We start from the raw sequence: 26,981 nt of genomic DNA on the forward strand, positions 1-26,981 counted from the left end.
CCGAGATGACGGCCCTGCGCGCGCACCGCCGGGGTGGCCCCGAGGTGGTGGTCGTTGAACGCGCGCCGGTCCCGGTCCCCGCGGCCGGCGAGGTCTTGATCGAGGTGCACGCCGCGGCCATCACGTTCGACGAGCTGAGGTGGGAGGAGACCTGGACGCGCGACGGCGCCAGCCGTACGCCGGTGATCCCGTCGCACGAGGTGTCGGGCGTGATCTCCGAAATCGGGCCGGGGGTAACGGGTTTGGCGCCCGGCGCCGAGGTCTACGGGTTGATCGATTTCGACCGGGACGGCGGGGCGGCCGAATTCGTCACGGTCCCGGCGAGCGACCTGGCCGCCAAGCCGTCGACCGCCTCCCACGTTGTCGCCGCCGCGCTCCCGCTGGCCGGGCTCACCGCGTGGCAGGCGCTGGTCGAGCACGCCGCGGTCCAGCCCGGTGAGTCGGTGCTGGTTCTCGGCGGAGCGGGCGGGGTCGGCGCCCTGACGGTGCAGCTGGCCGCGGCGCTCGGCGCGCGGGTCACCGCCACCGTGCGCAGCGACGCGCGCGAGCTGGTCGGCGGCTTCGGCGCGCAGCGGGTGATCGACGTGCGCGCCGAGGCGTTCGACGCGGGCGGCCCCGCATACGACGTCGTCGTCGACACCGTCGGCGGTGAGACGTTGGACCGCTCGTTCGGTGTGCTGCGCCCGGGGGGACGGCTGATCACGCTGTCGGCTCCGCCGCCGCCGGGCAGGGCCGACGAACACGGCGTGACGGCCACCTTCTTTATCGTCAGGCCCAATACCGAGCAGCTCGCCGAGCTCGCGGCGCGCGTCGATCAGGGTCGATTGCGGGTGGAAATCGCGCGGACGTTTCCGCTCGACCGGGGACGGGAGGCGTTCGAAAGCGGTCGTGAGCCCGGCCGGCGGCCGGGCAAGACCGTCATCGTCGTGCGCGACTAACCGGGGAAGTTGACGTCCTTGGTGACGGATTTCCATTCTTCGATCGACGCCGACGTCGCGGCGATCTTGTCGCGCATCGCCTTGAGCACGTCGCGCCCCAGCAGCAGCCGCAGCGGTGGGTCGTCGAGCTCGGTGACCATGAGCACGGCCTCGGCGACCTTGCGCGGGTCGCCCGGCAGGTGATCGGCGAACTGCTTGATCAGGTCTTTGCGCGCGGCGACGTCGGAGTAGTCGGCTATCGGGGTGGCCGACTCCTTCATCGACCGCGTCGCCCAGTCGGTGCGGAAGGCGCCCGGCTCGATGGCGGTCACCTTGATGCCCAGTGGCCGCACCTCGGTGGCCAGGGCCTCGGTGATCGCCTCCAGTGCGAACTTCGTTGACGAGTAGTACGCGTTGGGCGGGTTGGCCACCAGGCCCGTCATCGACGACATGTTGATGATGTGCCCGGATCCGCGGGCACGCATCGCCGGCAGCACGGCCTTGATCATGTCGACCGCACCGAAGTAGTTGACATCGAACAGCTTTCGAACCTCGGCGTCCTCGCCCTCTTCCACCGCCGACAGGTAGCCGTGGCCGGCGTTGTTGACCAGGACGTCGATCCCGCCGAATGCGTCGTCGGCCGCCGACACCGCGGTCGCGATCTGACCGGCGTCCGTCACGTCCAGGGCGACGGCCGCGGCGCGATCCCCGAACTCGTCGGCCAAATCCCGCACCGCTTCCGCCCGCCGCGCGGTCACCACCACGCTGTGGCCGGCTTCCAGTGCGGCGCGGGCGATTTCGCGGCCGAAGCCGGTGGAACATCCGGTGACCAGCCAGCGTGTCATCTCAGACCGTTCCTTCCGGCAGGCGCCGCAGGTACGCCGCGCGGCGGTCGGCGAGTTCGGCCGCCCGCTGCGACGGGCTCACCCGCGGCAGGTGGGGCACCTCGGTGTCGAGCCGGTCCAGCTTGACCACGCGCCCGCGCGCGCCGAGGTCTTCGCGCGGACCGGTGCCGCCGAACTCCGCCATGCGCAAGGTCAGGATGCCCTCGGCGAGCCCGTCTGAGTCGATCCAGTTCGCCACGCCGGGGTCGGCCGGCGCGATCACGTAGGTGTAGGTGCCGTCGTCGTTGGCGACCGACTGCGCCTTGTTGAGGCTTCCGGTGCGGTCGACGATGTCCAGCGTGGTGCCCCAGATGTTGCTCAGCGGCACCGTGAAGTATTCGGCACCACCGTCGTTGAGGTCGACCACGAACGCCTCGTCCGGGGCGAGATCGAAGCGGCCCATGACGTAGACCTGGTTGCGCATCGCGCCGGCCTTGTCAGCCGACCACGCCAGGTTGAAATGGTTGGCCGGCATCTTGTACACGCCATGGCTGAGCTTTCCGGTGAAGTCGGCGAAATACGCCATCATCGCCGCGGTCGCCTCGGCCTGCTCGTCGAGCGTGCGCGCCGGCGTGACCGGTGCACCGCCGAGTCGTTGCACCTCAAGATAATTGGGGTCGTCGCGGGCCCAATCCAGCAGCACGTCGCGAATGTAGAACTCGTGGGCCTCGGGGGTGGTCCGCACGTGGTTGGGCCGCCCGTTGGCGGGCTCGGAGTCGACGGTGATGGTGAAGCTGCCGTCCGCGTCGACCTGCATGGTGCGTCCGTTGAGCACGTCGACGGTGCCCATGTGCGCGTCCCACAGCGTGAAGTAGTTCTCGGTCATGCGGTGCTCGCCGACCCGGCCGTGGATCTCGTAGCGCTCGTCGCCGGAGATCGGGATCACCCGGTACACGCTGTCGGGATTGTCGATGCCCCATCGTGATCCGGGGATGCGACGGCCGTCCACCGGGTGCGCCAGCCGGGTGATGCAGCTGACTTTGGGCCGCAGCTTGTCCTGGTTGGACGACCACACCGCCGCGGAGAACATCACCTCGGCGAACGCGTCGTCGAACCGCTCGCGCATCGCGTCGGAGGCCTTCGCCCGGCCCAGCCACGTGTTGGCCACGGTCGCGTAGGCGGCCTTGACGGTGGGGTGCTCGATCAGGTCGAGGGCGGCCAGTTCCTGTTCGCGTTGCGACGCGGTCGAGACGGGGTCTTCAACCATCTAATGCTCCTCAGTGTCCGATGTGCTCTCGAAAACGCTTGTTGTACAACGTGAATCGCTCGTCGACCTGCTCGTTGTGCAGGCCGAAGTCTTGCAGGCCGTACGGCGGGCGCGGCAGCTCGCGGGGACGCACGTCCAGCCAGCGCCGCATCGCGTCTTCGGCCTGCGCGGTGAGCGGCAGGCCGACAGCGTCGTAGACGCGGGCCACCTGCCCGATCGGATCGGCCACCGCGTCGTCGAACCCGATGTCGGTGACCAGGCACGCCTGGTCGGTCCAGCCGTCCCGAACCGCCATCGCCCGGTCATTGGTCCAGCCCATCCGCTCCAGCCACTGCGCGCTGACCCGCGGCAGGTCGACGGCGTCGGCGTGCATCGCATGCAGGGTGGCATTCAGGCTGGCTCCCGATGCGATCGTGGCGCGGGGGTCGCGGTGCATGTGCACGATGTGCAGGCCGGGGAACCGCGCCCGCAGCAATTCCAGGTAACCCAGGTGCGCCGGTGACTTGAGCACCCAGCGCTGAGGGCCTTCGCCAGAAGATCTCTGCCGCTTCTGCCACTGCAGGAATTGCAGCATGCGGTGCAGGTGGTCGTAGGCCGGGGAGAAGTCCTGCTCGTCGAGCCAGGCGCGGTAATGCGGAAGGTGAGCCCCGGATTCGGGCACGTGCGACAAGAATGCGTCGGCCAAAAAGACGATCTCCTCCTCGGCCTCGCGCGCGTACATGGGGTGGATGGCGAACAGTTCCGGTGCGAGTTCGCGCGATTTGACTTCCCGCGCTTCGCTGATGGCGATGCGCGGGTCGACATCGGTGAATTGGTGGTCCAGCCGGGGTGCGACCTCGACCACCTCCCAGCCGTAGGCGCAAACGAAGCGCGGGTCGGCGGCCAGCAGTCGCTGCAGCAGCGTGGTGCCGCTGCGCATCATCCCGACGACGACGATCGGCGGGGCGAGTCGCTCCTCGAGGATCTCCGGGTGACGGCGGATCCACTCCTGTGCCCGCAGCCGCATCCGCAGGCTGTGCACGATCCCCGACCGCAGGATGTGGATTCCGATCGCGTTGAGCTCGGCACGCGCGTAGTCGGCCAGCAACACCCGCAGCGGACGTTCGAATTCGCCGGGACCCCAGTCGTCCAGCGACTCCTTGCGTTGCGCGTCGGCCATGACGGCGGCGACGTCGAAGTGGCCCACCGGCTCAGAACTTCAGGTGGTGGCTGACGTCGCCGACCTGGTCAACGAACATGGTGCGGCTGTCGAAGTGCCAGACGCCGTCGATCCGGTGGAAGGTGTCCTTATAGTGCCCGGTCACGATCACCTGGAGCGGCAAGTCCGGGGTGGCCTGGGTGACGCAGTAGTAGGACGTGCTGCGTGCGGTGCCCTCGGCATCGTCGATATGCAGCTGCACGTTGGACGTGAGGTGTTTGGTCTTCGGGGTGCCGTCGTCGTAGATGCGGGTGGCCATCTCGTACATGGCCCGCACCCGAGCGGCCCCGTCGAACACCGTCTCCGGCGGACCGTCCTCGACCCCGCAGATGCGACCGTGCTCGAAGAGCCGGGCCACGCCGTCCAGGTCACCGCGGTCCAGGAGCTCAGCGTAGGTGAAAATCAGGTTGCTGATTTCCGTCGCGCTGTCACTCACGCCGACCATGTTGGCAGACCCGCGCTCATTTACATAGAACCTCCCACTATTCTTGGTCGCCGTGACGTCACCGTGGACGCCGGGCCGCCTGGGCGAGCTGACCGGCAAACGAGTCGTGGTGACCGGTGCGACCAACGGCGTCGGGCTGGGCACGTCGCGCGCTCTTGCCCGAGCCGGGGCCCATGTGATCCTGGCCGTGCGCAACACCGAACTCGGTGAGCGGCGCGCGGCGCAGATGGGTGGCACCACCACCGTGGCCAAGCTCGACCTCGCCGACCTGTCTTCGGTGCGCGCTTTCCCCGACCTGATCGACGGGCAGATCGACATCCTGATCAACAACGCCGGCACCCTCACCGATCGCCGCACCGACACGGTGGACGGCTTCGAGATGACGCTGGGCACCAACCTGCTCGGACCTTTCGCGCTGACCAACTTGTTGTTGCCCCGGGTGCGTTCGCAGGTCATCAACGTGGGCTCCGACGCCCACCGGCACGCGACGTTGCACCTCGACGACCTGCATCTGCGCCGGCACAAATGGACGAGGCTGGGGGCCTACGGCCAGTCGAAGCTTGCGGTGATGTTGTGGGGGCTCGAGCTGGACCGCAGGCTGCGCGCCGCCGGATCGCCGGTCGTCACCCACCTCACCCACCCCGGCTGGGTGGCGTCGAACCTGTCGCACCTGTCCGACTCGCCGCTGATGTCGTTGTCGCACAAAGCGGTCAAGATCGTCGCCGACCGGCTGGCGAACGACATCGACGAGGGCGCCGCGCCCACGCTGTATTGCATCAGCGAACCGGTGCCGCCCGGCAGCTATGTGGGTGTCAGCGGCAGGCTGGGTCTGCGCGGCGGCCCCGTGCTCATCGGCCGCTCTGTGTGCGCCTGCGACTACGACGCCGCCGCCCGCCTCGTCGCGTTCGCCGAACGGGAGACCGGCACGAAACTGGAGGTGCCCGCCCATGGGTGAACTCGATGACACCGTCGCCGTCATCACCGGCGCCGCGCGGGGCCAGGGCCGCAGCCATGCCGTCGCCCTCGCCGAACAGGGCGCCGACATCGTCGCCGTGGACATCTGCGCCGACATCGACGCGATTCCGTACGCGCTGGGCACCAAAACCGATCTCGACGAGACCGCGCGGCTGGTGCGGCACGCGGGCGGCAGGGTCGTCCCCGTGGTCGCCGACGTCCGCGACCTGGCGCAGTTGCAAGCCGGGGTGCGGGCCGCGATCGACGAGCTCGGCGAGATCGACATCGTCATCGCCAATGCCGGGGTGGTGGCGATCGGCGACACCGAGACTCACTCCGAACCGGTGTTCACCACGATCGTCGACACGAACCTCAAGGGCGTCTGGCACACGCTGCTGGCAACCGTGCCGTCAATCATTCGCAAGGGCCGGGGCGGTTCGGTCGTTATGGTCAGTTCGGCGCAGGGCCTGACCGGTCGGGGCGGCGACGGCAGCGCCGCGATGTTCGCCTACGCCGCCTCCAAGCACGGTGTCGTAGGACTGATGCGCTCGGCGGCGAACGCCTACGCGCAACACAAGATTCGGGTCAACGCAGTGCACCCCAGCGGTGTCGCGACGCCGATGATTCTCAACGACTTCGTGGCGAACCGGATGATCGACAATCCCAACCCGGCCGTCTCGCAGACGCTGCTGCCCGGCGTGCCGCTGGTCGAGGCGCGCGACGTCACCGAAGCGGTGCTGTGGCTCGTCGGCCCGCGGTCGCGCTACGTCACCGGCGTGTCCATACCGGTCGACGCCGGTCACGTCGTGATGTGAGGCGGGCGGTTAGCCGCGGACGACCTTGCCGGCCTTGATGCAGGACGTGCAGACGTTCAGGCGCTGCCTGTTGCCGCCGGGACGGGTCACGACGTGCACGGTCTGGACGTTGGGGTCCCACCGGCGGCTGGTGCGGCGGTGGGAGTGCGACACCGACTTGCCGAAGCCGGGGCCTTTCCCGCAGATATCGCACACAGCGGCCATGGTTCTAGCTCCTCAAATGTCTTAGGGTCCGGCAGGTGGCCAGGACGGCCCGGAATGACTCGGGCCAGCCCAGGATACCGACTGACATGGGCAACCACCAAAACGATCAACACCCGCCCGGCGACGTACCCCGGACTGTCGCCCGCCCTGGCTAGGCTCAATGCGCCGGTGCGCTCGGGCAGCAGGCGTGCGGTCATGGCTGGCCGCCGCGCGCGTCGTCGCCGGGCTACGCTGGCGCCCACCGGGGGCCGGCGCTGGGAGGCTCCGAGGAGGTGGGTCGCGTGGGCACGTCAGAGGCGCTGCTGGACGCCGCGACCCTGCGGAACTGGGCGCACACCGCCGTCAGCGATTTGATCACCCACATCGACGAAATCAACCGGCTCAACGTGTTTCCGGTCGCCGATTCCGACACCGGCGCCAACATGCTGTTCACCATGCGTTCCGCCTTGGCCGAGGCCAACGCGGGCGCCGGCGCGGACGGGGGGACGGGCTGCGTGGCGCGGGTGGCGGCGGCCCTGTCCTCCGGTGCGCTGAACGGCGCCCGCGGCAACTCCGGGGTGATCTTGTCGCAGATCCTGCGGGGGATCGCCGACGTCACCGCGGCCGCGGCGGCAGAGGCCGGCGGTGAGCTGCGCCACATGGACGCGGCCATTCTCGGGGCCGGGCTGCAGCGCGCCGTCGAGCTGGTCATCGCGTCGATGGGCGGCGACGAGGTGCCCGGGACCATCGTCTCGGTGTTGCGGGCCGCCGCCGACGCTATCGAAAAATGCGCCGACGACGGGCTGGCCTCGGCGATCACCGCCGCCGGCGACGCCGCGGTGGTTGCCCTGGAAAAGACCCCCGAGCAGCTCGCCGTCCTGGCTGACGCCGGCGCGGTGGACGCCGGCGGGCGGGGGCTGCTCGTCCTGCTGGACGCGCTGCGGTGCACCATCGGCGGGCAGGCGCCCGCGCGCACGGTCTACGAGCTGTCGCCGCGCGCCCCGGAGCCCGATGCCCCCGCCGCGCGCCCCGGCCCGCAGTTCGAGGTGATGTACCGGCTGGACGGCTGCGACACCGCGGCCGCCCACCTCCTGCGCAATCGGCTCGAGGAGCTCGGGGAATCGGTGGCGCTGGCGCAGGCCGCCGCGGAGGAGTCGGCCCGGATCGACAGCTACTCCGTGCACGTGCACACCGACGACGCCGGCGCCGCCGTGGAAGCCGGCCTGGCGGCGGGGCGGCTCAGCCGGATCGTCATCTCGGCGCTGAGCTCCGGAGCGGCCGGGCGGCCGGCGGGCGGCTGGACGCGCGAACGCGCCGTGTTGGCCGTCGTCGACGGCGACGGCGCCGCCGAGTTGTTCTCCGCCGAGGGCGCTTGCGTCCTGCAGCCCGACCCGGCCGCGAACATCAGCGCCCACCAGCTGGTGCGCGCCGTCGTCGACACCGGCGCCGCCCAGGTGATGGTGCTGCCCAACGGGTACGTGGCCGCCGAGGAGCTGGTCGCCGGGTGCACCGCTGCCATCGGGTGGGGGATCGACGTGGTGCCGATCCCGACCGGGTCGATGGTGCAGGGGCTGGCCGCCCTGGCCGTGCACGAGCCGGAAAGACAGGCGGTCGACGACGGCTTCACCATGGCCCGCGCCGCCGGCGCGTCCCGGCACGGATCGGTGCGCATCGCGACCGGGAGCGCGCTGACGTGGGCCGGTCGCTGCCAGCCCGGCGACGGCCTGGGCATCGCCGGCGACGAGGTGCTCATCGTGGCCGGCGATGCCGCCGGGGCGGCGATCGGACTGCTCGACCTGCTGCTGGCGTCGGGCGGCGACCTGGTGACCGTGTTGATCGGCGCGGGCATCGAGGACGAGGCCGGGGCCGGCGCCGTGGGCGACGTCCTGCAGAAGCACGTGCACGACAATCACCCGGGGACCGAGCTGATGACCTACCGCACCGGCCACCGCGGCGACGTTCTGCTGATCGGGGTCGAGTAGCCGTGGCGTCGCTGTCCGACCGGCTGGACTACGTCGTGGGCGGCAAGATCGTGCCCCTCCTCGACGAGGTGTTCGGCATTCGCACCGTCAACGACCTGTTGCGCCACTACCCGCGCGGCTACACGGAGGGCGCCGCCGTGCGGGGCGCCGAAAACGAGCGGCCGGAAGAGGGCCAGCACATCACCATCGTCGACACCATCACCGATGCGCACTCCTTCCCGATGAAGAAGACCCCCAGGAGGAAGTGCCTGCGCATCACCGTCGGCTCCGGGCGCGGCAAGGTGACCGCGACGTTCTTCAACGCGGACTACATCAGCAAGGACCTCACCAAAAACACGCGCGTGATGCTCTCCGGTGAAGTCGGGTTCTTCAAGGGCGCGATGCAGCTGACGCACCCGGCCTTCCTCGTCCTCGACTCGCCGGACGGGCGCAACCGCGGCACCAAATCGCTGAAAACCATCGCGAACGCCTCCCACACCGCCGGCGGCGACGAGGTGATCGAGGTTCTCGAAGGCCGCTTCTACGCGATCTATCCCGCCAGTTCCAAACTGCAGAGCTGGGACATCTTCGCTGCCGTGCGCCAGGTGCTCGACGTCCTCGACCCGGTGCCCGATCCGCTGCCCGCGGACCTGCGCGCCGAACTCGGCCTGATCACCGAGGACGAGGCGCTGCGCGCGATCCACCTCTCCGAGGACGAGCGCGAACGGCAAAGGGCCCGGGAGCGATTGACGTTCGACGAAGCCGTCGGCCTGCAGTGGGCGCTGGTCGCCCGCCGCCACGGTGAGCTGTCCGAGTCGGGGCCGCCGGCGCCCGCGCGGCCGGACGGCCTGAGAGCGGAACTGTTGCGGCGGTTGCCCTTCGAGCTGACCGGGGGACAGCGCGAAGTGCTGGAAGTGCTTTCCGAGGGTTTGGCGGCGACCCGCCCGATGAACCGCCTGCTGCAGGGGGAGGTCGGCTCCGGCAAGACGATCGTCGCGGTGCTGGCCATGCTGCAGATGGTCGACGCCGGCTACCAGTGCGCGTTGCTTGCCCCTACGGAAGTGCTTGCGGCGCAACATCTCCGGTCGATCCACGATGTCCTGGGCGAGTTGGCGATGGCGGGCCAGCTGGGCGGGGCGGACAACGCGACGCGGGTGGCCCTGCTCACCGGTTCCATGACGGCCGCGCACAAGAAGCACGTCCGCGACGAGGTCGCCGGCGGTCATGCCGGCATCGTCGTCGGTACCCATGCGCTGCTGCAGGACGCGGTGGACTTCCACAACCTCGGCATGGTGGTGGTCGACGAACAGCATCGATTCGGTGTCGAACAGCGGGATCAGTTGCGCGCCAAGGCCCGTGCCGGCATCACACCGCACCTGCTGGTGATGACGGCAACGCCGATACCGCGCACCGTTGCGCTCACCGTGTACGGCGACCTGGAGACCTCGACACTGCGCGAACTCCCGCGCGGTCGCCGGCCGATCGCCAGCAACGTCATCTTCGTCGCCGACAAACCCACCTGGCTCGAACGTGCCTGGCACCGCATCATCGAGGAGGTCTCGGCGGGCCGTCAGGCCTACGTGGTGGCGCCCCGGATCGACGAGACCGACGACACCGAAAAACGCGAGGAGGGCCGCCGGCCCTCTTCCACCGCGGTCGGGCTCTTCGACCGGTTGCGCTCGCGCGAGCTGGCGGACCTGAGGCTGGCGCTGATGCACGGTCGCTTGTCGGCCGACGAGAAGGACGCCGCGATGGCGGCGTTTCGCGCGGGTGAGGTCGATGTGCTGGTCTGCACCACGGTCATCGAGGTCGGAGTCGACGTCCCCAATGCCACGGTCATGCTGGTGATGGACGCCGACCGGTTCGGCATCAGCCAGCTGCATCAGCTGCGTGGGCGCATCGGCCGCGGCGAGCATCCGAGCCTGTGCCTGCTGGCCAGCTGGGTTCCCCCGGACTCGCAGGCCGGCCGGCGGTTGCGTGCGGTCGCCGAGACCCTGGACGGGTTCGCCCTCGCCGACCTTGACCTCAAGGAGCGCCGCGAAGGAGATGTGCTGGGCCGCAACCAATCCGGCAGGGCGGTCACCCTGCGGCTGCTGTCGCTGGCCGACCACGGAACCTACATCGAAGCCGCCCGCGACTTCGCGGTCCACGCCTACGAGCGGGATCCGTCGAACGGCGAATTGGCTTTGCTTGCCGCGCGTTTCACCGACACCGATCGAATCGACTACCTGGACAAGGCATGAACCGCAAGCTGCTGCTGTGGTTGTCGGCGATCGCCGTGCTCGCGGTGCTGGTGGCCTATCAGACGCTGGGATCCCAGGCCGCCAAGCGCGCCGAAGTGGCCGCCCGCGCCGACGTGCCCACCGTCCAACCCGGCGCGGACGTGCTCGCCGGTGTCGCGGTGCTTCCCGAGCGGGCCCACCGCTACGACTACCGGCGCCCGGCGTTCGGCGACGCCTGGGACGACGACAACGACGCACCGCTGGGGCACAACGGGTGCGACACCCGCGACGACATCCTCAACCGCGATCTCGTCGACAAGACCTACGTGTCGACCAAGCGCTGCCCGGACGCCGTGGCCACCGGCACCCTGCACGACCCGTACACCAACACCACGGTTGCGTTCCAGCGTGGCGCCAAGGTCGGTGAGGCGGTGCAGATCGACCACATCGTCCCGCTGGCCTACGCCTGGGACATGGGGGCCTACGGCTGGCCGCCGCCGGAGCGCCTGCGGTTCGCCAACGACCCGGCCAACCTGCTGGCCGTGGAAGGGCAGGCCAATCAGGACAAGGGCGACTCGCCGCCGGCCCAGTGGATGCCGCCGAACACCGCTTTCGCGTGCCAGTACGCCATGCAGTTCATCACCGTGCTGCGCGGTTACCAGCTGCCGGTGGACCAGGCCTCGGCGGGGGTGCTGCGGCAGGCGGCGGCCACCTGCCCGGCGGGCTGAACCTCCCGGCCGGCGTTACGGGCCCTCGTACGTGTCGGGATCCGGGCGCAGCCGGGTGCCGTCGTTGAGACCGTTGATCGCGTCCATGTGCTCGCCGGCCAGCTCGAAATCGAAGATGTCGAGGTTGGTGGCGATGTGCTCGGGTTTGCTCGAGCGGAAGATCACCGAATTGCCCAATTGCACGTTCCACCGCAACAGAATTTGCGCGGGCGTCTTGCCGTATTCGGCGGCGACCGAGTTCACCGTCGGGTTATCCATCAGCTTGCCGAGAACCAGCGGCGTGTAGGACTGCGTGACGACGTTGTGCTGCGCATTCGCTTTGCGCAGATCGGCCTGGTTGAGCAGCGGGTGCAGCTCGACCTGGTTGACCGCGGGGGTGACGAAGGTCAGGTCGATGACCGTCGAGAGGTGATCCTCGGTGAAGTTGGAAACCCCGATCGAGCGGGCCTGGCCTTCCCCGCGGGATTGGATCATGCCGCCGAACGCGTCGACGTATTTGCCCTGCGCCGGCGCCGGCCAATGAATGAGGTAGAGGTCGACGTAGTCGAGGCCGAGTCGCTCCAGGCTGGCGGTGCAGGCCACCGGGGCCTTGGAAAAACCGTGGTCCTCGGTAGCCAGCTTGGTGGTGACGAACAGCTCCGCGCGCGGGATGCCGGAAGCCGCGATCGCGCGGCCGACGCCGGCCTCGTTGCCATAGGCGGCGGCGGTGTCGATGAGCCGGCACCCGATCTCCAGCGCGGCCGCGACGGCGCGCTCGGCTTCGTCCTCCGAGAGGTCGGCGACGCCCAGGCCGAGCACCGGCATGGTGTTTTCGTCGTTAAGCGCTATCGACGGTATGGCGGCGCCCGACTCGCCAGTCAATGTCATTCACCTACCTGTGAATTGAAGGTTCGTAGATCCGGACCCGGTCGGGTTCCCTCGTCGAGCGGGAGGTCGAGGCATTCCGGCGCTGATCCGAGATCGAACACGTCGAAGTTGCTCGCAATCCGTATGGGGTTCACCGACTTGGGGACCACGATATTACCCAGCCCGATAAGCGCCTAATCAATACCTGGTCGCGGGCGCGGCGCGTTGCGCACACCGCGGCCGGAATGGGGCCATTGGGCGACGACGTAGAGTTGACCGCGCGGCACGTCGGAATCGGCAATCGCGCCGGCGGGACCTGGAAGACTCTCCGAGCCAAAAGACGGGTATCCCATTTCCGTCGTTTCAGCATGGCCATGAATTTTCAGGGGGAGCAGGAGCAGCCATGACCAGAAGTGTGCAGGGCGGGCCGGACCTGGACCTTGGTGCCAAACGCCCACCGATGCGCTGGCTCAGTCGGGTCCAGGGCGTCGTCACCACCGCCGGCGTCAAGGTCATCCCGTGGATCCCGACCGCCGCCAAGCGGGTGCTGTTCCACGGCCGTTCGGTCATCATCGACGGCAACACGCTCGACCCCACGCTGCAGCTGATGCTGTCGGGGCTGCGCGCCGTCGGCATCGATGGCCTCGTCGTCGACGACGAACCGGCCGCATCCCGCGCCCAGATGCGGGAGACGCTGGCGGGTCTACCCGGCCCGCAGATTCACGTCGAGGTCGAGGACCTCTCGCTGCCCGGACCGGCCGGTGAGATCCGCGCGCGGCACTACCGTCCGCCCGGTGGGGCCGCCGCGCCCCTGCTGGTCTTCTACCACGGCGGTGGCTGGGTGATCGGCGACCTGGACACCCACGACTCGCTGTGCCGACTGACGTGCCGTGATGCCGGCATCCACGTGTTGTCGATCGACTACCGGCTGGCCCCCGAGCACCCGGCCCCGGCGGCCGTCGAGGACGCCTATGCGGCCTTCAGGTGGGCGCACGAGCACGCCGGTGAGCTCGGTGCCGCCCCCGGGCGAGTCGCGGTCGGCGGTGATAGCGCCGGCGGAAACCTGGCCGCCGTGGTCGCCCAGCTCGCTCGCGATGACGGAGGGCCCGCCCCCGTGCTGCAGTGGCTGATCTACCCGCGGACCGACTTCACCGCGCAGACCCGGTCCATGAGCCTGTTCGCCCGCGGCTTCCTGCTGACCAGGCGGGACATGGACTGGTTTACCGCTCAGTACCTGAAGGCGTTCGACCCGACCGACCCGCGGGTGTCGCCGCTGCTCGCCGCGTCGCTGGCGGGGCTGGCGCCGGCGTTGATCGCGGTGGGGGGCTTCGACCCGTTGCGCGACGAGGGCGAGGCCTACGCGGCGGCGCTGCGGGCCGCCGGCACCCCGGTGGACCTGCGGTACCTGGGGTCGCTGACCCACGGCTTCGCGAACCTGTTTCCGCTGGGCGGCGACAGCGCCGTGGGCACGAGCGAGCTGGTTTCGGCCCTGCGCGCGCACCTGAGCCGCGCCTGAGCCGTCGGGTGGAGCGCCGGTACTCTAGAGGCGCCTCCGTCCGACCGCCGGGCGGGCCCGCACCGAAGGATCAGCGAACCTGTGGCCGACAAACCCAAGCGTCCCCCGCGATTCGATGTCAAGTCCGCCACCGGCAAATCCGGCCGGCTCGTCCAGATCGGCGGCACCGCCTTCATCGTGATCTTCGCGGTTGCGCTCGTCTTCTACATCGTGACGTCCCATCACAAGAAGGGCGGCGCCACGGGCGAGGGCGACACGGTGCGGGTGACGTCGAGCAAGGTGGTCAACCAGCCCGGCACCAGCAATCCCAAGGCCGTCGTCGCGTTCTACGAGGATTTCCTCTGCCCGGCCTGCGGTAACTTCGAGCGGACCTTCGGGCCGACGGTTTCCAAGCTCATCGACATCGGCGCCATCGCGGCCGATTACTCCATGGTGGCGATCCTCGACAGCCAGAAGAACAACAACTATTCGTCGCGCGCCGGCGCGGCCGCCTTGTGCGTCGCCGACGAATCCGTCGACGCGTTCCGCCGTTTCCACAGCGCGCTGTTCAGCACCGAGATCCAGCCTGACGAACGCGGCACCAGCTTCCCCGACAACGCGCGGTTGATCGAAATCGCCCGCGTCGACGGCGTCGTGGGCAAGGTGCCCGACTGCGTCAACAGCGGCAAGTACCTGTCCAGGGTCGCCGGGGAGGCCGCGAAAGCGAACATCAACGCGACGCCGACCATCAAGATCAACGGCCAGGATTACGAGCCGTCGACGCCCGACGCGCTGGTCAGCAAGATCAAGTCGATCGTCGGCGACGTGCCGGGCATCGACACCGCCGTTTCTCCCGCGGCCTGATGACGACGCCGGTGTCAGCTCAGCCCGCCGAGGACGCCGGCGGCGAGACACCGGATGCGCCGGCCCCAGCGCGCGTGCCCGCGCCCAGCGCGTGGTGGGTGCTGATCGCGGGCGTGATCGGCCTGGTTGCCTCCATGACGCTGACCGTGGAGAAGATCGACATCCTGCTCAACCCGTCGTACGTGCCGTCGTGCAACATCAACCCGATCCTGTCGTGCGGCTCGGTGATGATCACCCCGCAGGCGTCGGTGCTGGGCTTCCCCAATCCGCTGCTCGGGCTGGTGGGCTTCGCCGTGGTGGTCGTCACCGGCGTCTTGGCTGTAGCGAAAGTCTCTCTGCCGCAATGGTATTGGGTTGGCCTGACGGTCGGGGTGCTGGCAGGTTCGGCGTTCGTGCACTGGCTGATCTTCCAGAGCCTGTACCGCATCGGGGCGTTGTGCCCGTACTGCATGGTGGTCTGGGCGGTCACCATCTCGCTGCTGGTGGTGGTCGCGTCGATCGCCTTTCGGCCCTCGCTGCAAACCGGTCCGCTGCGGGTGCTGTACCAGTGGCGGTGGTCGATCGCCGCGCTGTGGTTCACCGCGGTCTTCCTGCTGATCATGGTGCGGTTCTGGGACTACTGGTCCACGCTGTTGTGAACGACCGCCCGTGACCCGGATCATCGGCGGTGTCGCCGGGGGGCGGCGCATCATCGTCCCGGCGCGGGGCACCAGGCCGACCACCGACCGGGTGCGCGAATCGCTGTTCAACATCATCACCGCGCGCCGGGATCTGGCCGGTCTGGCGGTGCTGGACCTGTACGCCGGGTCGGGCGCGCTGGGGCTCGAGGCCCTGTCGCGCGGGGCCGCCTCGGCGCTGTTCGTGGAGTCCGACCCGCGCACCGCGGCCGTCATCGCGCGCAACATCGAGACTCTCGGACTGCCCGGCGCGACCCTGCGCCGCGGCGCGGTGGCGACGGTGCTGGCGGCCGGGGCCCCCTCCGCGGTGGACGTGGTGTTGGCCGACCCGCCCTACGGCATTGACGCCGCGGAGCTGGGCGCCGTGCTGGCCGCTCTGATCACGCACGGCTGGGCGCGCGAGGGAACCGTTGCGGCCGTGGAGCGTCCGGCCGCCGGTGCGCCGCTCACGTGGCCGGCGGGCTGGTCCGTGTGGCCCGAGCGCGTGTACGGCGACACCCGTCTAGAGCTGGCCGAACACGCGCCGCCAAACGTGTAGCGTCATCGCGTATGAGCGGCGCGGTGTGCCCGGGCTCGTTTGACCCGGTGACGTTGGGCCACATCGACGTCTTCGAACGCGCCTCGGCCCAGTTCGACGAGGTGGTGGTGGCGATCCTGGTCAACCCCGCCAAGAAGGGCATGTTCGACCTCGACGAGCGGATCGCGATGATCGAGGAGTCGACGGCGCACCTGCCCAACCTGCGGGTGGAGTCCGGCCAGGGCCTGGTGGTCGACTTTGTCAGGTCGCGGGGGATGACCGCGATCGTGAAGGGTCTGCGCACCGGCACCGACTTCGAATACGAGCTGCAGATGGCGCAGATGAACAAGCACATCGCCGGTGTGGACACGTTTTTCGTGGCCACCACGCCGCGCTATTCGTTCGTGTCGTCCTCGCTGGCCAAGGAGGTCGCGCTGCTGGGCGGCAACGTGTCGGAGCTGCTGCCCGAACCGGTCAACCGCCGGTTGCGCGAGAAGCTGTCGGTCCGACCCTGAGGCGCCGGTCAGAAGACGACGCTTTGGTCGTCGCGAGAGATGACCCGGTCCTCGCAATGCCGGAGCACGGCGCGGGTGGCGGGGATGTGGATGAACGGCACCCCGAAGGGGCGCACGTAGTCGGCCAGGTCCGGGTGGTTGGCGATCACCACGACCGTTGCGCCACAACAGGTCCAACCGGCGGTGGTCAACCTTGGACGCCGTGATCGCGGCGCGCTTGGGCTCGGCTGCCTCGGTGAACCGGTAGTCGATATTGGCTCGGTCGGCGACGGTGCGGGCGCGGTCAGCCCTGTGCTGCGGCCGTCATTCGCATTGATGGCTGTGATCGTGGTGACCCTCTATCGGCGCGGGGGAGCCGCCCATCATGCGCACCATCGGGAGTCCCCCCGAGGTGAGGAACCGCGCGATCAGTATCGCAGCGACAACCAGGAAGGCGATGTTGAGCCAGGTGGTGTAGTTCCACGAGATCGACGCTTCCATGACCGTGGCGTTTCGCTGTTTGGGCACCAGACCCGTTGCGCCGAAGAGTAATTCGATGAGATAGCCCGCCGCGGCCATTGCGCCGTAGAAGGTGGCCAGCAGCGTCAGCATCATCCGGGTGCCGTAGTACTTGCGGTAGATGTTGAGGATCGGCAGGATCACCAGGTCGGCGTAGATGAAGGCGATGACACCGCCGAAGCTGATGCCGCCGTTCCACAGCACCGCGGCCAGGGGCACATTGCCGATCGAGCAGACGAACGACACGATCGCGACGATCGGTCCGACGATCGGCCCCCACACTGCCGACCAACCGGGGTGATCGGCCAAAAAGAAGATCTGCCAGAACTTTTCGGGCACCCACGCCGCGATGGCGCCCGCGATCAGCAAGCCCAAGACGAGGTCGCGCAAGATCGCCAACCACTCCATGACGAACACGTGCGAGACCGAGGTGAAGCCCTGCGCCGACAGCAGCCGCCGCCAAAACGAGCCCTCTTTTTGGATCGACATGTCCATGGCGGCATGGCCTTCCATGGAGCCGGCGATGCCGCGCTCGGCCTGCTCGCGGGCGGCGTCGACGAGCCGGGACCGCACGAACAACCGGAACAGGACGGCGAGCACCACGATCATCAGCGGGCCGCCGACGAATTCCGCCGCGGTGAATTGCCAGCCCATCAGCAGGGCAAGGATGATGCCCAACTCCACCACGAGGTTGGTGGAACCGATCTCGAAAGCCATCGCGGCGGTGAAGTTGGCGCCTTTGCGGAACAGTGAGCGCGCCAGGGCAACCGCGGCATACGAGCACGACGACGAGGCCGCGCCCAGCCCGGCCGCCACCGCCAGCGTGCGCGGCCGGTCGTCGCCCAGCAGGGACACGACCGTCGACCGCCGCACCACGGCCTGCACCACCGCCGACAGGGCGAAGCCGAGGATCAGCGCCCAGAGGATCTCCCACGTCATCGACCCCGCCAGCCCCAAGGCATGACCGACCGCTGCCAGCGCCCTCATTGAGTCCTCCCCTTCGCTTGCTCGGGCCGCGCCGTCAGCCAAACTATACCCCCATGGGGTATACGTCAAGGGCGTCGCCGGGTCCGTCGCGGCCCCGGGCCGCCGTTTTCCCTAGAATGGCTCCACAATCGGTGCGGGGACCGGGCAAAAGAATATGGACTGAGCAACCCCGCGCGCCGGATGGGCCCGCGGCACGGCGTGAACGGGCAAAATCAATGGATTTCACTCACGGCGGGCCCGTTTACCGGGCAAATCTTCGACACACCGGCGTCGCCACCACTGTCACAGACGCAACAGCAGGCACACTGGTAACAACAACGACGCCAGGAGGGCATGGCCGTGTACCGAGTTTTTGAGGCGCTGGACGAATTGGGCGCCATCGTGGAGGAGGCGCGCGGTGTGCCGATGACGGCCGGCTGTGTCGTGCCCCGCGGTGACGTGCTGGAACTGATCGACGACATCAAGGACGCGATCCCTGGCGAGCTGGACGACGCCCAGGACGTGCTCGACGCGCGCGATTCGATGCTGCAGGACGCGAAGTCGCACGCCGAATCAATGGTCTCCTCGGCGACGACGGAGTCCGAGTCGATGCTCAACCACGCCCGCGCGGAGGCCGACCGCCTGTTGTCCGACGCGAAAGCGCAGGCCGACCGGATGGTGAGCGAGGCCCGCCAGCACAGCGAGCGGATGGTCGGCGAGGCCCGCGAGGAGTCGATCCGCATCGCCACCGCGGCGAAACGCGAGTACGAGGCCAGCGTCAGCCGCGCCCAGGCCGAAGCCGACCGGCTGATCGAAAACGGCAACATCTCCTACGAGAAGGCCGTGCAAGAGGGCATCAAGGAGCAGCAGCGGCTGGTGTCGCAGAACGAGGTGGTGCAGGCGGCCAACAGCGAGGCGACCCGCCTCATCGACACGGCGCATGCCGAGGCGGATCGGCTGCGCGGCGAGTGCGACATCTACGTCGACAACAAGCTGGCCGAGTTCGAGGAATTCCTCAACGGCACCCTGCGGTCCGTCGGCCGCGGCCGTCACCAGCTGCGGACGGCCGCCGGTACCCACGACTACGCGACCCGGTAGCGGGACGGCAAGCCCTTTCCTTACGCGCGGCGCGCCGTAGGATTTCCTCTATGACGCGGCAGCACAGCAGCACGGCGCAGCGCCATTCGACCTCGCCGATGAGGATTGACATCACCCGACTTGGCCGGCGCCCGGGCGCGATGGTCACCCTGCGCAATACCGTGCCCAGCCCGGCGCGCATCGGGCTGCCGATGATCGCGATCGAGCAGGGTGCCCAGCTGGAGATGGACTTGCAAATCCAGTCGGTGTCCGAGGGCGTGTTGGTGACGGGCACCGTCGCCGCGCCGATCGTCGGCGAATGCGCCCGTTGCCTGACGCCGGTGGACGGGCGGGTCGAGGTCGGGTTGACCGAACTTTTCGCGTACCCGGACAGCGCCACCGAGGCGACCACCGAGGAGGACGAGGTCGGCCACATCGTCGACGACACCATCGACCTCGAGCAGCCGATCATCGACGCGGTCGGACTCGAGCTGCCGTTTTCGCCGGTGTGCAGCCAGGACTGCCCCGGGTTGTGCCCCGAATGCGGTGTTTCCCTGGCGGCCGAGCCCGACCATCACCACGACCGTGTCGACCCGCGCTGGGCCAAGTTGGCTGACATGTTGCCGCCCCAGCCGGATGCCAAGCGGGACGAGCGGTGACGTCGCGGCAAGCCCTGTTGGACGCGCTCGGGGCCGACCTGCCCGACGAATTGCTGTCGCTCGCGCTCACACACCGCAGTTACGCCTACGAACACGGCGGGCTGCCGACCAACGAACGCCTGGAGTTTCTCGGTGACGCGGTCCTGGGCCTGACCATCACCGACGAGCTCTACCATCGTCATCCCGATCGGTCGGAGGGCGACCTGGCCAAGCTGCGGGCCAGCGTGGTCAACACGCAGGCGCTGGCCGACGTCGCGCGGAACCTGTCCGACGAGGGCCTCGGCGCGCACCTGCTGCTGGGCCGCGGCGAGTCGAACACCGGCGGGGCCGACAAGTCGAGCATCCTGGCCGACGGCATGGAGTCGCTGCTGGGCGCCATCTACCTGCAGCACGGCATCGACACGGCGCGTGAGGTGATCCTGCGTCTGTTCGGCCCGCTGCTGGACGCCGCGCCCACCCTGGGGGCCGGGCTGGACTGGAAGACCAGCCTGCAGGAGCTGACCGCGGCGCGCGGCATGGGCGCACCGTCCTACCTGGTGACCTCCACCGGACCCGACCACGACAAGGAATTCACGGCTGTGGTCGTCGTGATGGAAACCGAATACGGGTCGGGGGTCGGCCGCTCGAAGAAGGAGGCCGAGCAGAAGGCCGCGGCGGCGACCTGGAAAGCGCTCGAGACGCTGGACACCGCGGGAAAAACGTCCGCGTAGCCCGACGGTGATGACCCGTCTCCCAGCTCCGCGGGGGTGCCCCCAGCGCCCGGCTTCGCCGCGCTTGCGATCATCACTGAATGCCCGAACTGCCCGAAGTCGAGGTGGTGCGCCGCGGCTTGCAGGCCCGCGTGGTGGGCAAGACGATCACCGCGACACCTACGACGCCATGTTCGACCTGTGGTTCCCCGCGGCGCTGGGCGCGCGCGCGGTGGTCGCCGACGATGCGGCCGACGCGGAGTCGGGCGGCGAAGCGTTGCCGGCCGACGACGTCGAAGCCATGCGCCAGATGCTGCTGGACCTGCTCAACGAGAACCCCGACCTCGCGGACATGGACGAGCGCCTGGTGGCGATGGTCGCGCGGATCGTGGAGGCCTACGGCAAATACAGTTCCAGCCGCGGCCCGTCGTTCTCCTCGTATCAGGCGCTCAAGGCGATGGCGCTGGACGAATTGGAGGGCAAGCTNCCGCGGGCGGTGCGCCGCCAGGGGGGGGGGCCCGCCGATCTCACCGCCCGGCTGCTCGACGCGCGGATCGCCGGAACCGATCGGCGCGGCAAGTACCTATGGCTGCTGCTGGACGGTCCGGCCGACCCGGACACGGCGCTCGTGGTGCACCTCGGCATGAGCGGGCAGATGCTGCTCGGTGGGGGTACCCCCAGCCGCGGAGCGGCGAGGGGGAAGGTGCCGCGCGCCGACCACGTCCGCATCTCCGCGCTGCTCGACGACGGGACGGTGCTGAGCTTCGCCGACCAGCGCACCTTCGGCGGCTGGATGCTCGCCGACCTGGTGAGCGTGGATGGCAGCGTGGTGCCGGTGCCGGTCGCCCACCTGGCGCGCGACCCGCTGGACCCCAGGTTTGATGCCGACGCGGTGGTGAAGGTGTTGCGGCGCAAGCATTCCGAGATCAAGCGGCAGCTACTCGACCAGCAGGTGGTGTCGGGGATCGGCAACATCTACGCCGACGAGGCGTTGTGGCGGGCCAAGGTGCACGGCGCGCGGATCGCCGACACGTTGAGCCGGCGCCAACTGACCGCCGTCCTGGACGCCGCCGCACAGGTCATGCGCGACGCGCTGGCCAAGGGCGGGACGTCGTTCGACTCGCTCTACGTCAACGTCAACGGCGAGTCGGGATACTTCGACCGGTCCCTGGACGCCTACGGCCGAGAGGGGGAACCCTGCCGGCGCTGCGGCGCGGTGATGCGACGGGAGAAGTTCATGAACCGGTCGTCGTTCTACTGCCCGCGATGCCAGCCGCGGCCGCGGCGCTGAGTGCGCGCACGGCTTTCGAGTGTGGGCTCAGGGCTGCACACGCCGAGCGGTGTCGCTCTGGGTTCACGCTCAACGGCGAGTCAGTCGAAGATGTCGCGGTGCGTGGACCCTGCGGGTAGCGCGGGGTCGACGAACCATTCGCGCGGAAAGAGCAGGCCAAACGCCTGGGGCGGGAGCGCGAGCAGCACACCGAACGCGCGTGCGCCTGATGAGGAGCCGATCTGCGAGCGGTGGGCCGCCATCGCGTCGCGCTTCTGGCGCGCGTAGCCGAAGACGTTGATCCGGTGCGTGATGGTCGCCGTGGGCGCGTAGGCGGTGCGGGCGACCTCCAGCTCGTAGGGCGCGGGTAACCGCAGCAGGCGGGCGAGATGGCCGATGCGCACCAGCGATTCGCGCGGCATCGTCGCCTCGAGCACTCGCGGCGTCGCCGCCAGCTCGGCGGCCCGCTTGCCGACATGGTGCACCTGGACATGATCGCGGTGGCCGTAGCCGCCGTTGCGCTCGTAGCTGAGCAGCAGATCGGCGGCCTCATCGCGCAGTATCTCCGCGAGCCGCCCTGCCGCCTGGTCGACGTCGGCCCGGCCGAACCTGACGCGGCCCGGTGGATCGGGATAGAAGACGGGTCCGAATCCGCTGTCGGCATAGCCGAGGCATTCGACCCGATGCACGCCGAGAATGCTTGCGCTCAAACGCAATTCGTTCAACCGGCGTTCATCGTCGTCATTGTGCACGCGGCCGTCGGTCGCGGTGACGAGGACCACGCGATGCCCCGCCGCCGCCGCCAGCGCCAGCGTGCCACCGGTGAGAATCACCTCGTCGTCCGGATGCGCGTGGAATGCGACGACCGTGGCCATGCAACGCAGTATGCCCGCCGCCGCAAACCGCGCCCGGTAGAAAAGAAGCCATGACGCAACTGTGGGTCGAACGCACCGGATCGCGCCGCTACACCGGGTACAGCTCGCGCGGCGCGCAGGTGCTGGTGGGCTCCGAGGACGTCGAGGGCGTGTTCACCCCGGGCGAGCTGCTCAAGATCGCGCTGGCCGCGTGCAGCGGCATGTCCACCGACGAGCCGCTGGCCCGCCGCCTCGGTGACGACTACACGGCGGTGATCACGGTGTCCGGGCCCGCCGACCGCGAGCAGGAACGGTATCCGCTGCTCGAGGAGACGCTCGAGCTGGATCTGTCCGGCTTGTCCGAGGAGGAGAAGCAACGCGTGCTCGTGGTCGCCAACCGGGCGGTCGACCTGGTCTGCACCGTCGGGCGCACGCTGAAGTCGGGTACGACCGTCAACTTCGAGGTCGCCGATGCCGGATCCTGACGTCCGGCTCACCGCCTGGGTGCACGGCAGCGTCCAGGGGGTGGGCTTTCGCTGGTGGACGCGGTGCCGCGCGCTCGAGTTGGGGCTCACCGGGTTCGCGGCCAACCAGGCCGACGGCCGGGTGCTGGTGGTGGCCCAGGGTCCGCGCGCGGCCGGCGAGAAACTGCTGCAGCTGCTGGAAGGCGGCGCGGCGTGGCCCTCCCGGCCGGGTCGCGTCGACAAGGTCGTCGCCGAATGGTCGGCACCGCAACAGCAGTTCGACGGTTTCGTCGAGCGCTGAAAGCAACCAGCGCAGTGACTGATGCGGCCAATGTGACCAGTGTGTCGAGCCGGTAAACGCCGGGCGTATTTCGAGCGCGTCGACACCCGCTCGGTGACGGCGGCTCGCGCGATTTGAGCGGTAGTCTGGCTCGCCGTGTACCTCAAGAGTCTGACGCTGAAGGGCTTCAAGTCCTTCGCTTCGCCGACGACTCTGCGCTTCGAACCGGGCATCACCGCGGTCGTCGGCCCCAATGGCTCGGGCAAGTCCAACGTCGTCGACGCCCTGGCCTGGGTGATGGGGGAGCAGGGGGCCAAGACGCTGCGCGGCGGAAAGATGGAGGACGTCATCTTCGCCGGCACCTCGTCGCGGGCGCCGCTGGGCCGCGCCGAGGTCACGGTCACCATCGACAACTCCGACAACGCGCTGCCCATCGAGTACTCCGAGGTCTCGATCACGCGACGGATGTTCCGCGATGGCGCCAGCGAATACGAAATCAACGGCAGCAGTTGCCGTTTGATGGACGTCCAGGAGCTGCTGAGCGACTCCGGGATCGGCCGCGAGATGCACGTCATCGTGGGGCAGGGCAAGCTCGACGAGATCCTGCAGTCGCGGCCCGAGGACCGCCGCGCCTTCATCGAAGAGGCCGCCGGCGTGCTCAAGCACCGCAAGCGCAAGGAGAAGGCCCTGCGCAAGCTCGACGCGATGCAGGCGAACCTGGCCCGGCTCTCCGACCTGACCACCGAGCTGCGCCGCCAGCTCAAGCCGCTGGGCCGCCAAGCCGAGGTGGCCCGGCGCGCGCAGACCATCCAGGCCGACCTGCGCGACGCCCGGTTGCGGCTGGCCGCCGACGACCTGGTCAGCCGGCAGACCGAGCGCGACGCGATCTTCGAGGCCGAGGCGATCATGCGCCGCGACCACGACGAGGCCGCCGCCCGCCTCGCGGTGGCATCCGAGGAGCTCACGGCGCACGAGGCCGCGCTCGCCGAGCTCTCGGTGCGGGCCGAATCGGTCCAGCACACCTGGTTCGGGCTGTCCGCGCTGGCCGAGCGGGTAAGCGCCACCGTGCGCATCGCCAGCGAACGCGCCCAGCACCTGGACCCCGAGCCGGTGGCCACCGGCGACACCGACCCGGACGCGCTGGAAGCCGAGGCCCAGCAGGTCGAGGTGACCGAGCAGCGGCTGCTGGCCGAGCTGGCCGGCGCGCGCACCCGCCTGGACGCCGCGCGCGCCGAACTGGCCGAGCGCGAGCGCGAGGCCGCCGAGGCCGACCGGGCCCACCTGGCGGCGGTCCGAGCCGAGGCGGACCGGCGCGAGGGCCTGGCGCGGCTGGCCGGCCAGGTGGAGACCATGCGGGCGCGCGTCGAATCGATCGACGACAGCGTCGCGCGGCTGTCCGAGCGCATCGAACAGGCCGCCAACCGCGCCCAGCAGACCCGGGCCGAATTCGAGACCGTGCAGGCCCGCGTCGGCGAACTCGACCAGGGCGAGGTGGGCCTCGACGAGCACCACGAGCGGACCGTCGCCGCGCTGCGGCTCGCCGACGAACGCGTCGCCGAACTGCAGGCCGCCGAGCGCGGCGCCGAACGGCAGGTGGCTTCGCTGCGCGCCCGCATCGACGCGCTCTCGGTGGGGCTGGAGCGCAAGGACGGCGCGGCGTGGCTCACGCAAAACCTTTCCGGCGCCGGGCTTTTCGGCCCAATCGCCAAGCTGGTGCGGGTCCGGTCCGGCTACGAGGCGGCCCTGGCCGCGGTGCTCGGCTCGGCGGCCGACGCGCTGGCCGCGGAAAGCTTCGGCGCGGCCCGTTCGGCGGTCGCCGCCCTCAAGCAGGCCGACGCGGGCCGCGCGGCCCTGGTGCTGGGCGACTGGCCGGCCGAGCAGCCCGGGCCCGCCGTCCCGCTGCCCGACGGCGCGGTGTGGGCGCTCGACCTGGTCGAGGCGCCCGCGCGGCTGCGCGGGGCGATGACCGCCATGCTGTCGGGCGTCGCGGTGGTCAACGCGCTCGGCGACGCGCTGGACCTGGTGGCGGCGCGCCCGCAGCTGCGCGCGGTGACGCTCGACGGCGACCTGGTGGGCGCCGGCTGGGTCAGCGGTGGCTCCGACCGCAAGCTGTCCACGCTGGAGCTGACGTCGGAGATCGACAAGGCCGGCGCCGAGCTGGCCGCCGCCGAAGCGCAGGTGGCGCAGCTGACCGCGGCGCTGTCCGGCGCGCTGACCGAGCAGACCTCCCGCCAGGATTCCGCCGAGCAGGCGCTGGCCGCCCTCAACGAATCCGACACCGCGATCTCGGCGATGTACGAGCAGCTGGGCCGCCTGGGCCAGGAGGCCCGCGCCGCCGAGGAGGAGTGGAACGGGTTGCTGCGCCAGCGCGCGGAGCTCGAAACGGGTCGCGCGCAGACCGTCGACGAGGTCACCGAGCTGGAGACCCGGCTGCGCAACGCCCAGGAGACCCAGCACGTGCAGGCGGCCGAACCCGTCGACCGGCACCAGATCGCCGCGGCCGCCGAAAACGCCCGCGGTGTGGAGGTGGAGGCCCGGCTGGCGGTGCGGACCGCGGAGGAGCGCGCCAACGCGGTGCGCGGGCGGGCGGAGTCGTTGCGCCGGGCGGCGGCCGCCGAGCGCGAGGCGCGGCTGCGGGCCCAGCAGGCGCGCGAGGCGCGGCTGCGCGCGGCCGCCGTGGCCGCCGCGGTTGCCGACGCCGGGCGGCTGCTGGCGGCGCGGTTGGACCGGGTGGTCGCCGCGGCATCGGCCATGCGCGACGCGCTGATCGCCGAACGCCAGGAGCGTTCGGCGGCGATGGCGGCGGTGCGCGAAGAGGTGCACGCGCTGGGCGCGCGGGTGGCCCAGCTCACCGATTCCCTGCACCGCGACGAGGTGGCCAACGCCCAGGCGGCGATGCGCATCGAGCAGCTCGAGCAGATGGTGCTCGAGCAGTTCGGCATGGCCCCGACCGACCTGATCGCCGAGTACGGCCCGGAGGTGGCGCTGCCGCCGACCGAGCTGGAAATGGCGGAATACTCCCAGGCCCGCGAGCGCGGCGAGCAGGTGTACGCGCCCGCCCCGATTCCCTACGACCGGCCGACCCAGGAGCGTCGGGCCAAGCGGGCCGAGCGCGAGCTGGCCGAGCTGGGCAGGGTGAATCCGCTGGCGCTCGAAGAGTTTGCCGCCCTCGAGGAGCGTTACAACTTCCTGTCCACCCAGCTCGAGGACGTCAGGGCCGCCCGCAAGGACCTGCTCGACGTCATCGCCGATGTCGATGCCCGCATCCTGCAGGTGTTCAGCGACGCCTTCACCGACGTCGAGCGCGAATTCCGGGAAGTCTTCACCGTGCTGTTCCCCGGCGGCGAGGGCAGGCTGCGGCTGACCGACCCCAACGACATGCTCACCACCGGCATCGAGGTGGAGGCGCGCCCGCCCGGCAAGAAGATCACCCGGCTGTCGTTGCTGTCCGGCGGCGAGAAGGCGCTGACGGCGGTGGCGATGCTGGTGGCGATCTTCCGCGCCCGCCCGTCGCCCTTCTACATCATGGACGAGGTGGAGGCCGCGCTGGACGACACGAACCTGCGCCGCCTGATCGGCCTGTTCGAACTGCTGCGGGCCCGGTCGCAGATCATCATCATCACCCACCAGAAGCCCACGATGGAGGTCGCCGACGCGCTGTACGGCGTGACCATGCAGGGTGACGGCATCACCGCGGTGATCTCCCAGCGGATGCGCGGCCAGCAGGTGGACCAGCTGGTCTCGAGCTCGTCTTAGGGCTAGATCACGCTCCAGTGTGAACTGACGGTCTTCGGCG

Annotated in this window: 25 protein-coding genes and 4 pseudogenes; 19 read left to right on the plus strand and 10 right to left on the minus strand. The window is 69.7% G+C overall.

Annotated features, from left to right (window positions below):
• Positions 1-5: 5 nt before the first annotated feature.
• Entirely contained in the window at positions 6-938 is a 933-nt protein-coding gene (locus tag MTAB308_RS04580) for an NADP-dependent oxidoreductase (protein ID WP_077098907.1), read from the plus strand.
• On the opposite strand, the gene MTAB308_RS04585 is transcribed toward MTAB308_RS04580, so the two are convergent.
• Genes MTAB308_RS04585 through MTAB308_RS04600 form a run of 4 tightly spaced genes read right to left on the minus strand, consistent with a single transcriptional unit; the run spans position 935 to position 4,642 of the window.
• Positions 935-1,762: an oxidoreductase gene (locus MTAB308_RS04585; RefSeq protein WP_077098239.1), complete on the minus strand. Its 828-nt coding sequence runs from the start codon at positions 1,760-1,762 to the stop codon at positions 935-937. The genes MTAB308_RS04580 and MTAB308_RS04585 overlap by 4 nt on opposite strands.
• A gap of 1 nt (position 1,763) precedes the next feature.
• Positions 1,764-3,008 carry a hypothetical protein gene (locus tag MTAB308_RS04590; RefSeq protein ID WP_077098237.1) on the minus strand — a complete coding sequence of 415 codons (1,245 nt, stop codon included), beginning with the start codon at positions 3,006-3,008 and terminating at the stop codon, positions 1,764-1,766.
• A gap of 10 nt (positions 3,009-3,018) precedes the next feature.
• The gene (locus MTAB308_RS04595; protein WP_077098905.1) at positions 3,019-4,167 is read right to left on the minus strand and encodes a sulfotransferase family protein; all 1,149 of its coding nucleotides are present in this window, start codon (positions 4,165-4,167) and stop codon (positions 3,019-3,021) included.
• Positions 4,168-4,198: 31 nt separating this feature from the next.
• On the minus strand, positions 4,199-4,642 hold the full coding sequence (locus MTAB308_RS04600) for a nuclear transport factor 2 family protein (protein WP_077098906.1): 444 nt from the start codon (positions 4,640-4,642) through the stop codon (positions 4,199-4,201).
• A gap of 61 nt (positions 4,643-4,703) precedes the next feature.
• On the opposite strand from MTAB308_RS04600, the gene MTAB308_RS04605 reads away from it, so the two are divergent.
• Positions 4,704-5,606 (plus strand): SDR family NAD(P)-dependent oxidoreductase, encoded by a 903-nt coding sequence (locus MTAB308_RS04605; RefSeq protein ID WP_077098235.1) that lies wholly within the window; start codon positions 4,704-4,706, stop codon positions 5,604-5,606.
• On the plus strand, positions 5,599-6,420 hold the full coding sequence (locus MTAB308_RS04610; protein WP_077098233.1) for a mycofactocin-coupled SDR family oxidoreductase: 822 nt from the start codon (positions 5,599-5,601) through the stop codon (positions 6,418-6,420). The genes MTAB308_RS04605 and MTAB308_RS04610 overlap by 8 nt, the downstream gene beginning before the upstream one ends.
• A gap of 9 nt (positions 6,421-6,429) precedes the next feature.
• Here MTAB308_RS04610 and rpmB read toward each other — a convergent pair whose 3' ends face one another.
• Entirely contained in the window at positions 6,430-6,624 is a 195-nt protein-coding gene (rpmB, locus tag MTAB308_RS04615; RefSeq protein ID WP_007171345.1) for a 50S ribosomal protein L28, read from the minus strand.
• Positions 6,625-6,905: 281 nt separating this feature from the next.
• On the opposite strand from rpmB, the gene MTAB308_RS04620 reads away from it, so the two are divergent.
• From MTAB308_RS04620 to MTAB308_RS04630, 3 genes are read left to right on the plus strand one after another with little or no spacing between them, the layout of a single operon-like run.
• Positions 6,906-8,585, plus strand: coding sequence for a DAK2 domain-containing protein (locus MTAB308_RS04620; RefSeq protein ID WP_077098231.1), 1,680 nt, complete (start codon positions 6,906-6,908; stop codon positions 8,583-8,585).
• A 2-nt stretch (positions 8,586-8,587) separates the two neighbouring features.
• The gene (gene recG, locus MTAB308_RS04625; RefSeq protein ID WP_077098229.1) at positions 8,588-10,807 is read left to right on the plus strand and encodes an ATP-dependent DNA helicase RecG; all 2,220 of its coding nucleotides are present in this window, start codon (positions 8,588-8,590) and stop codon (positions 10,805-10,807) included.
• Entirely contained in the window at positions 10,804-11,514 is a 711-nt protein-coding gene (locus MTAB308_RS04630) for an HNH endonuclease family protein (RefSeq protein ID WP_077098226.1), read from the plus strand. Before recG ends, MTAB308_RS04630 begins: the two co-directional genes overlap by 4 nt.
• A gap of 15 nt (positions 11,515-11,529) precedes the next feature.
• Here MTAB308_RS04630 and MTAB308_RS04635 read toward each other — a convergent pair whose 3' ends face one another.
• Positions 11,530-12,375 (minus strand): aldo/keto reductase, encoded by an 846-nt coding sequence (locus MTAB308_RS04635; protein WP_173842132.1) that lies wholly within the window; start codon positions 12,373-12,375, stop codon positions 11,530-11,532.
• A gap of 2 nt (positions 12,376-12,377) precedes the next feature.
• Positions 12,378-12,548: pseudogene (locus MTAB308_RS29640) on the minus strand (aldo/keto reductase); the annotation flags it as partial.
• 215 nt (positions 12,549-12,763) lie between these two features.
• Here MTAB308_RS29640 and MTAB308_RS04640 point away from each other — a divergent pair.
• From MTAB308_RS04640 to coaD, 5 genes are all read left to right on the plus strand, one after another.
• Positions 12,764-13,876 carry an alpha/beta hydrolase gene (locus MTAB308_RS04640; RefSeq protein WP_077098222.1) on the plus strand — a complete coding sequence of 371 codons (1,113 nt, stop codon included), beginning with the start codon at positions 12,764-12,766 and terminating at the stop codon, positions 13,874-13,876.
• Between the two features lie 81 nt (positions 13,877-13,957).
• Complete coding sequence (locus MTAB308_RS04645) at positions 13,958-14,719, plus strand: DsbA family protein (RefSeq protein WP_077098220.1); 762 nt, start codon at positions 13,958-13,960, stop codon at positions 14,717-14,719.
• A complete protein-coding gene (locus tag MTAB308_RS04650; protein ID WP_077098217.1) occupies positions 14,719-15,357 on the plus strand; it encodes a vitamin K epoxide reductase family protein in 639 nt (212 codons plus the stop codon). The genes MTAB308_RS04645 and MTAB308_RS04650 overlap by 1 nt, the downstream gene beginning before the upstream one ends.
• A gap of 10 nt (positions 15,358-15,367) precedes the next feature.
• The gene (gene rsmD, locus MTAB308_RS04655; protein WP_077098215.1) at positions 15,368-15,934 is read left to right on the plus strand and encodes a 16S rRNA (guanine(966)-N(2))-methyltransferase RsmD; all 567 of its coding nucleotides are present in this window, start codon (positions 15,368-15,370) and stop codon (positions 15,932-15,934) included.
• 11 nt (positions 15,935-15,945) lie between these two features.
• Complete coding sequence (gene coaD / locus MTAB308_RS04660) at positions 15,946-16,428, plus strand: pantetheine-phosphate adenylyltransferase (protein ID WP_077098213.1); 483 nt, start codon at positions 15,946-15,948, stop codon at positions 16,426-16,428.
• A 44-nt stretch (positions 16,429-16,472) separates the two neighbouring features.
• Here coaD and MTAB308_RS04665 read toward each other — a convergent pair.
• Together MTAB308_RS04665 and MTAB308_RS04670 are read right to left on the minus strand one after the other, a co-directional pair.
• A pseudogene (locus tag MTAB308_RS04665) lies at positions 16,473-16,725 on the minus strand (formyltetrahydrofolate deformylase); the annotation flags it as partial.
• A 6-nt stretch (positions 16,726-16,731) separates the two neighbouring features.
• Positions 16,732-17,913: a permease gene (locus MTAB308_RS04670; RefSeq protein ID WP_077098211.1), complete on the minus strand. Its 1,182-nt coding sequence runs from the start codon at positions 17,911-17,913 to the stop codon at positions 16,732-16,734.
• Between the two features lie 339 nt (positions 17,914-18,252).
• Here MTAB308_RS04670 and sepIVA point away from each other — a divergent pair, with 339 nt between their 5' ends.
• The 5 genes and pseudogenes from sepIVA to mutM form a co-directional block, all read left to right on the plus strand.
• Positions 18,253-18,990, plus strand: coding sequence for a cell division protein SepIVA (sepIVA, locus tag MTAB308_RS04675; protein WP_077098904.1), 738 nt, complete (start codon positions 18,253-18,255; stop codon positions 18,988-18,990).
• A 50-nt stretch (positions 18,991-19,040) separates the two neighbouring features.
• On the plus strand, positions 19,041-19,628 hold the full coding sequence (locus MTAB308_RS04680; protein ID WP_216823646.1) for a YceD family protein: 588 nt from the start codon (positions 19,041-19,043) through the stop codon (positions 19,626-19,628).
• Positions 19,625-20,338: a ribonuclease III gene (rnc, locus tag MTAB308_RS04685; RefSeq protein WP_077098207.1), complete on the plus strand. Its 714-nt coding sequence runs from the start codon at positions 19,625-19,627 to the stop codon at positions 20,336-20,338. Before MTAB308_RS04680 ends, rnc begins: the two co-directional genes overlap by 4 nt.
• A gap of 80 nt (positions 20,339-20,418) precedes the next feature.
• Positions 20,419-20,490, plus strand: a pseudogene (locus tag MTAB308_RS30560) (DNA-formamidopyrimidine glycosylase family protein); the annotation flags it as partial.
• Positions 20,491-20,801: 311 nt separating this feature from the next.
• Positions 20,802-21,608 (plus strand): annotated as a pseudogene (gene mutM / locus MTAB308_RS04695) (bifunctional DNA-formamidopyrimidine glycosylase/DNA-(apurinic or apyrimidinic site) lyase); the annotation flags it as partial.
• Between the two features lie 80 nt (positions 21,609-21,688).
• On the opposite strand, the gene MTAB308_RS04700 reads toward mutM, so the two are convergent.
• A complete protein-coding gene (locus MTAB308_RS04700) occupies positions 21,689-22,462 on the minus strand; it encodes a PIG-L family deacetylase (RefSeq protein ID WP_077098306.1) in 774 nt (257 codons plus the stop codon).
• Positions 22,463-22,512: 50 nt separating this feature from the next.
• On the opposite strand from MTAB308_RS04700, the gene MTAB308_RS04705 reads away from it, so the two are divergent.
• The 3 genes from MTAB308_RS04705 to smc all read left to right on the plus strand — a co-directional run bounded on the left by MTAB308_RS04705 (position 22,513) and on the right by smc (position 26,941).
• Positions 22,513-22,926 carry an OsmC family protein gene (locus MTAB308_RS04705; RefSeq protein WP_077098308.1) on the plus strand — a complete coding sequence of 138 codons (414 nt, stop codon included), beginning with the start codon at positions 22,513-22,515 and terminating at the stop codon, positions 22,924-22,926.
• Entirely contained in the window at positions 22,913-23,206 is a 294-nt protein-coding gene (locus MTAB308_RS04710; protein WP_077098310.1) for an acylphosphatase, read from the plus strand. The genes MTAB308_RS04705 and MTAB308_RS04710 overlap by 14 nt, the downstream gene beginning before the upstream one ends.
• A 135-nt stretch (positions 23,207-23,341) precedes the next feature.
• Positions 23,342-26,941 (plus strand): chromosome segregation protein SMC, encoded by a 3,600-nt coding sequence (gene smc / locus MTAB308_RS04715; protein ID WP_077098312.1) that lies wholly within the window; start codon positions 23,342-23,344, stop codon positions 26,939-26,941.
• Positions 26,942-26,981 lie beyond the last annotated feature (40 nt).

The sequence above is a fragment of the Mycobacterium terramassiliense genome (genome assembly GCF_900157385.1).
In the GTDB taxonomy this organism is placed as follows: domain Bacteria; phylum Actinomycetota; class Actinomycetes; order Mycobacteriales; family Mycobacteriaceae; genus Mycobacterium; species Mycobacterium terramassiliense.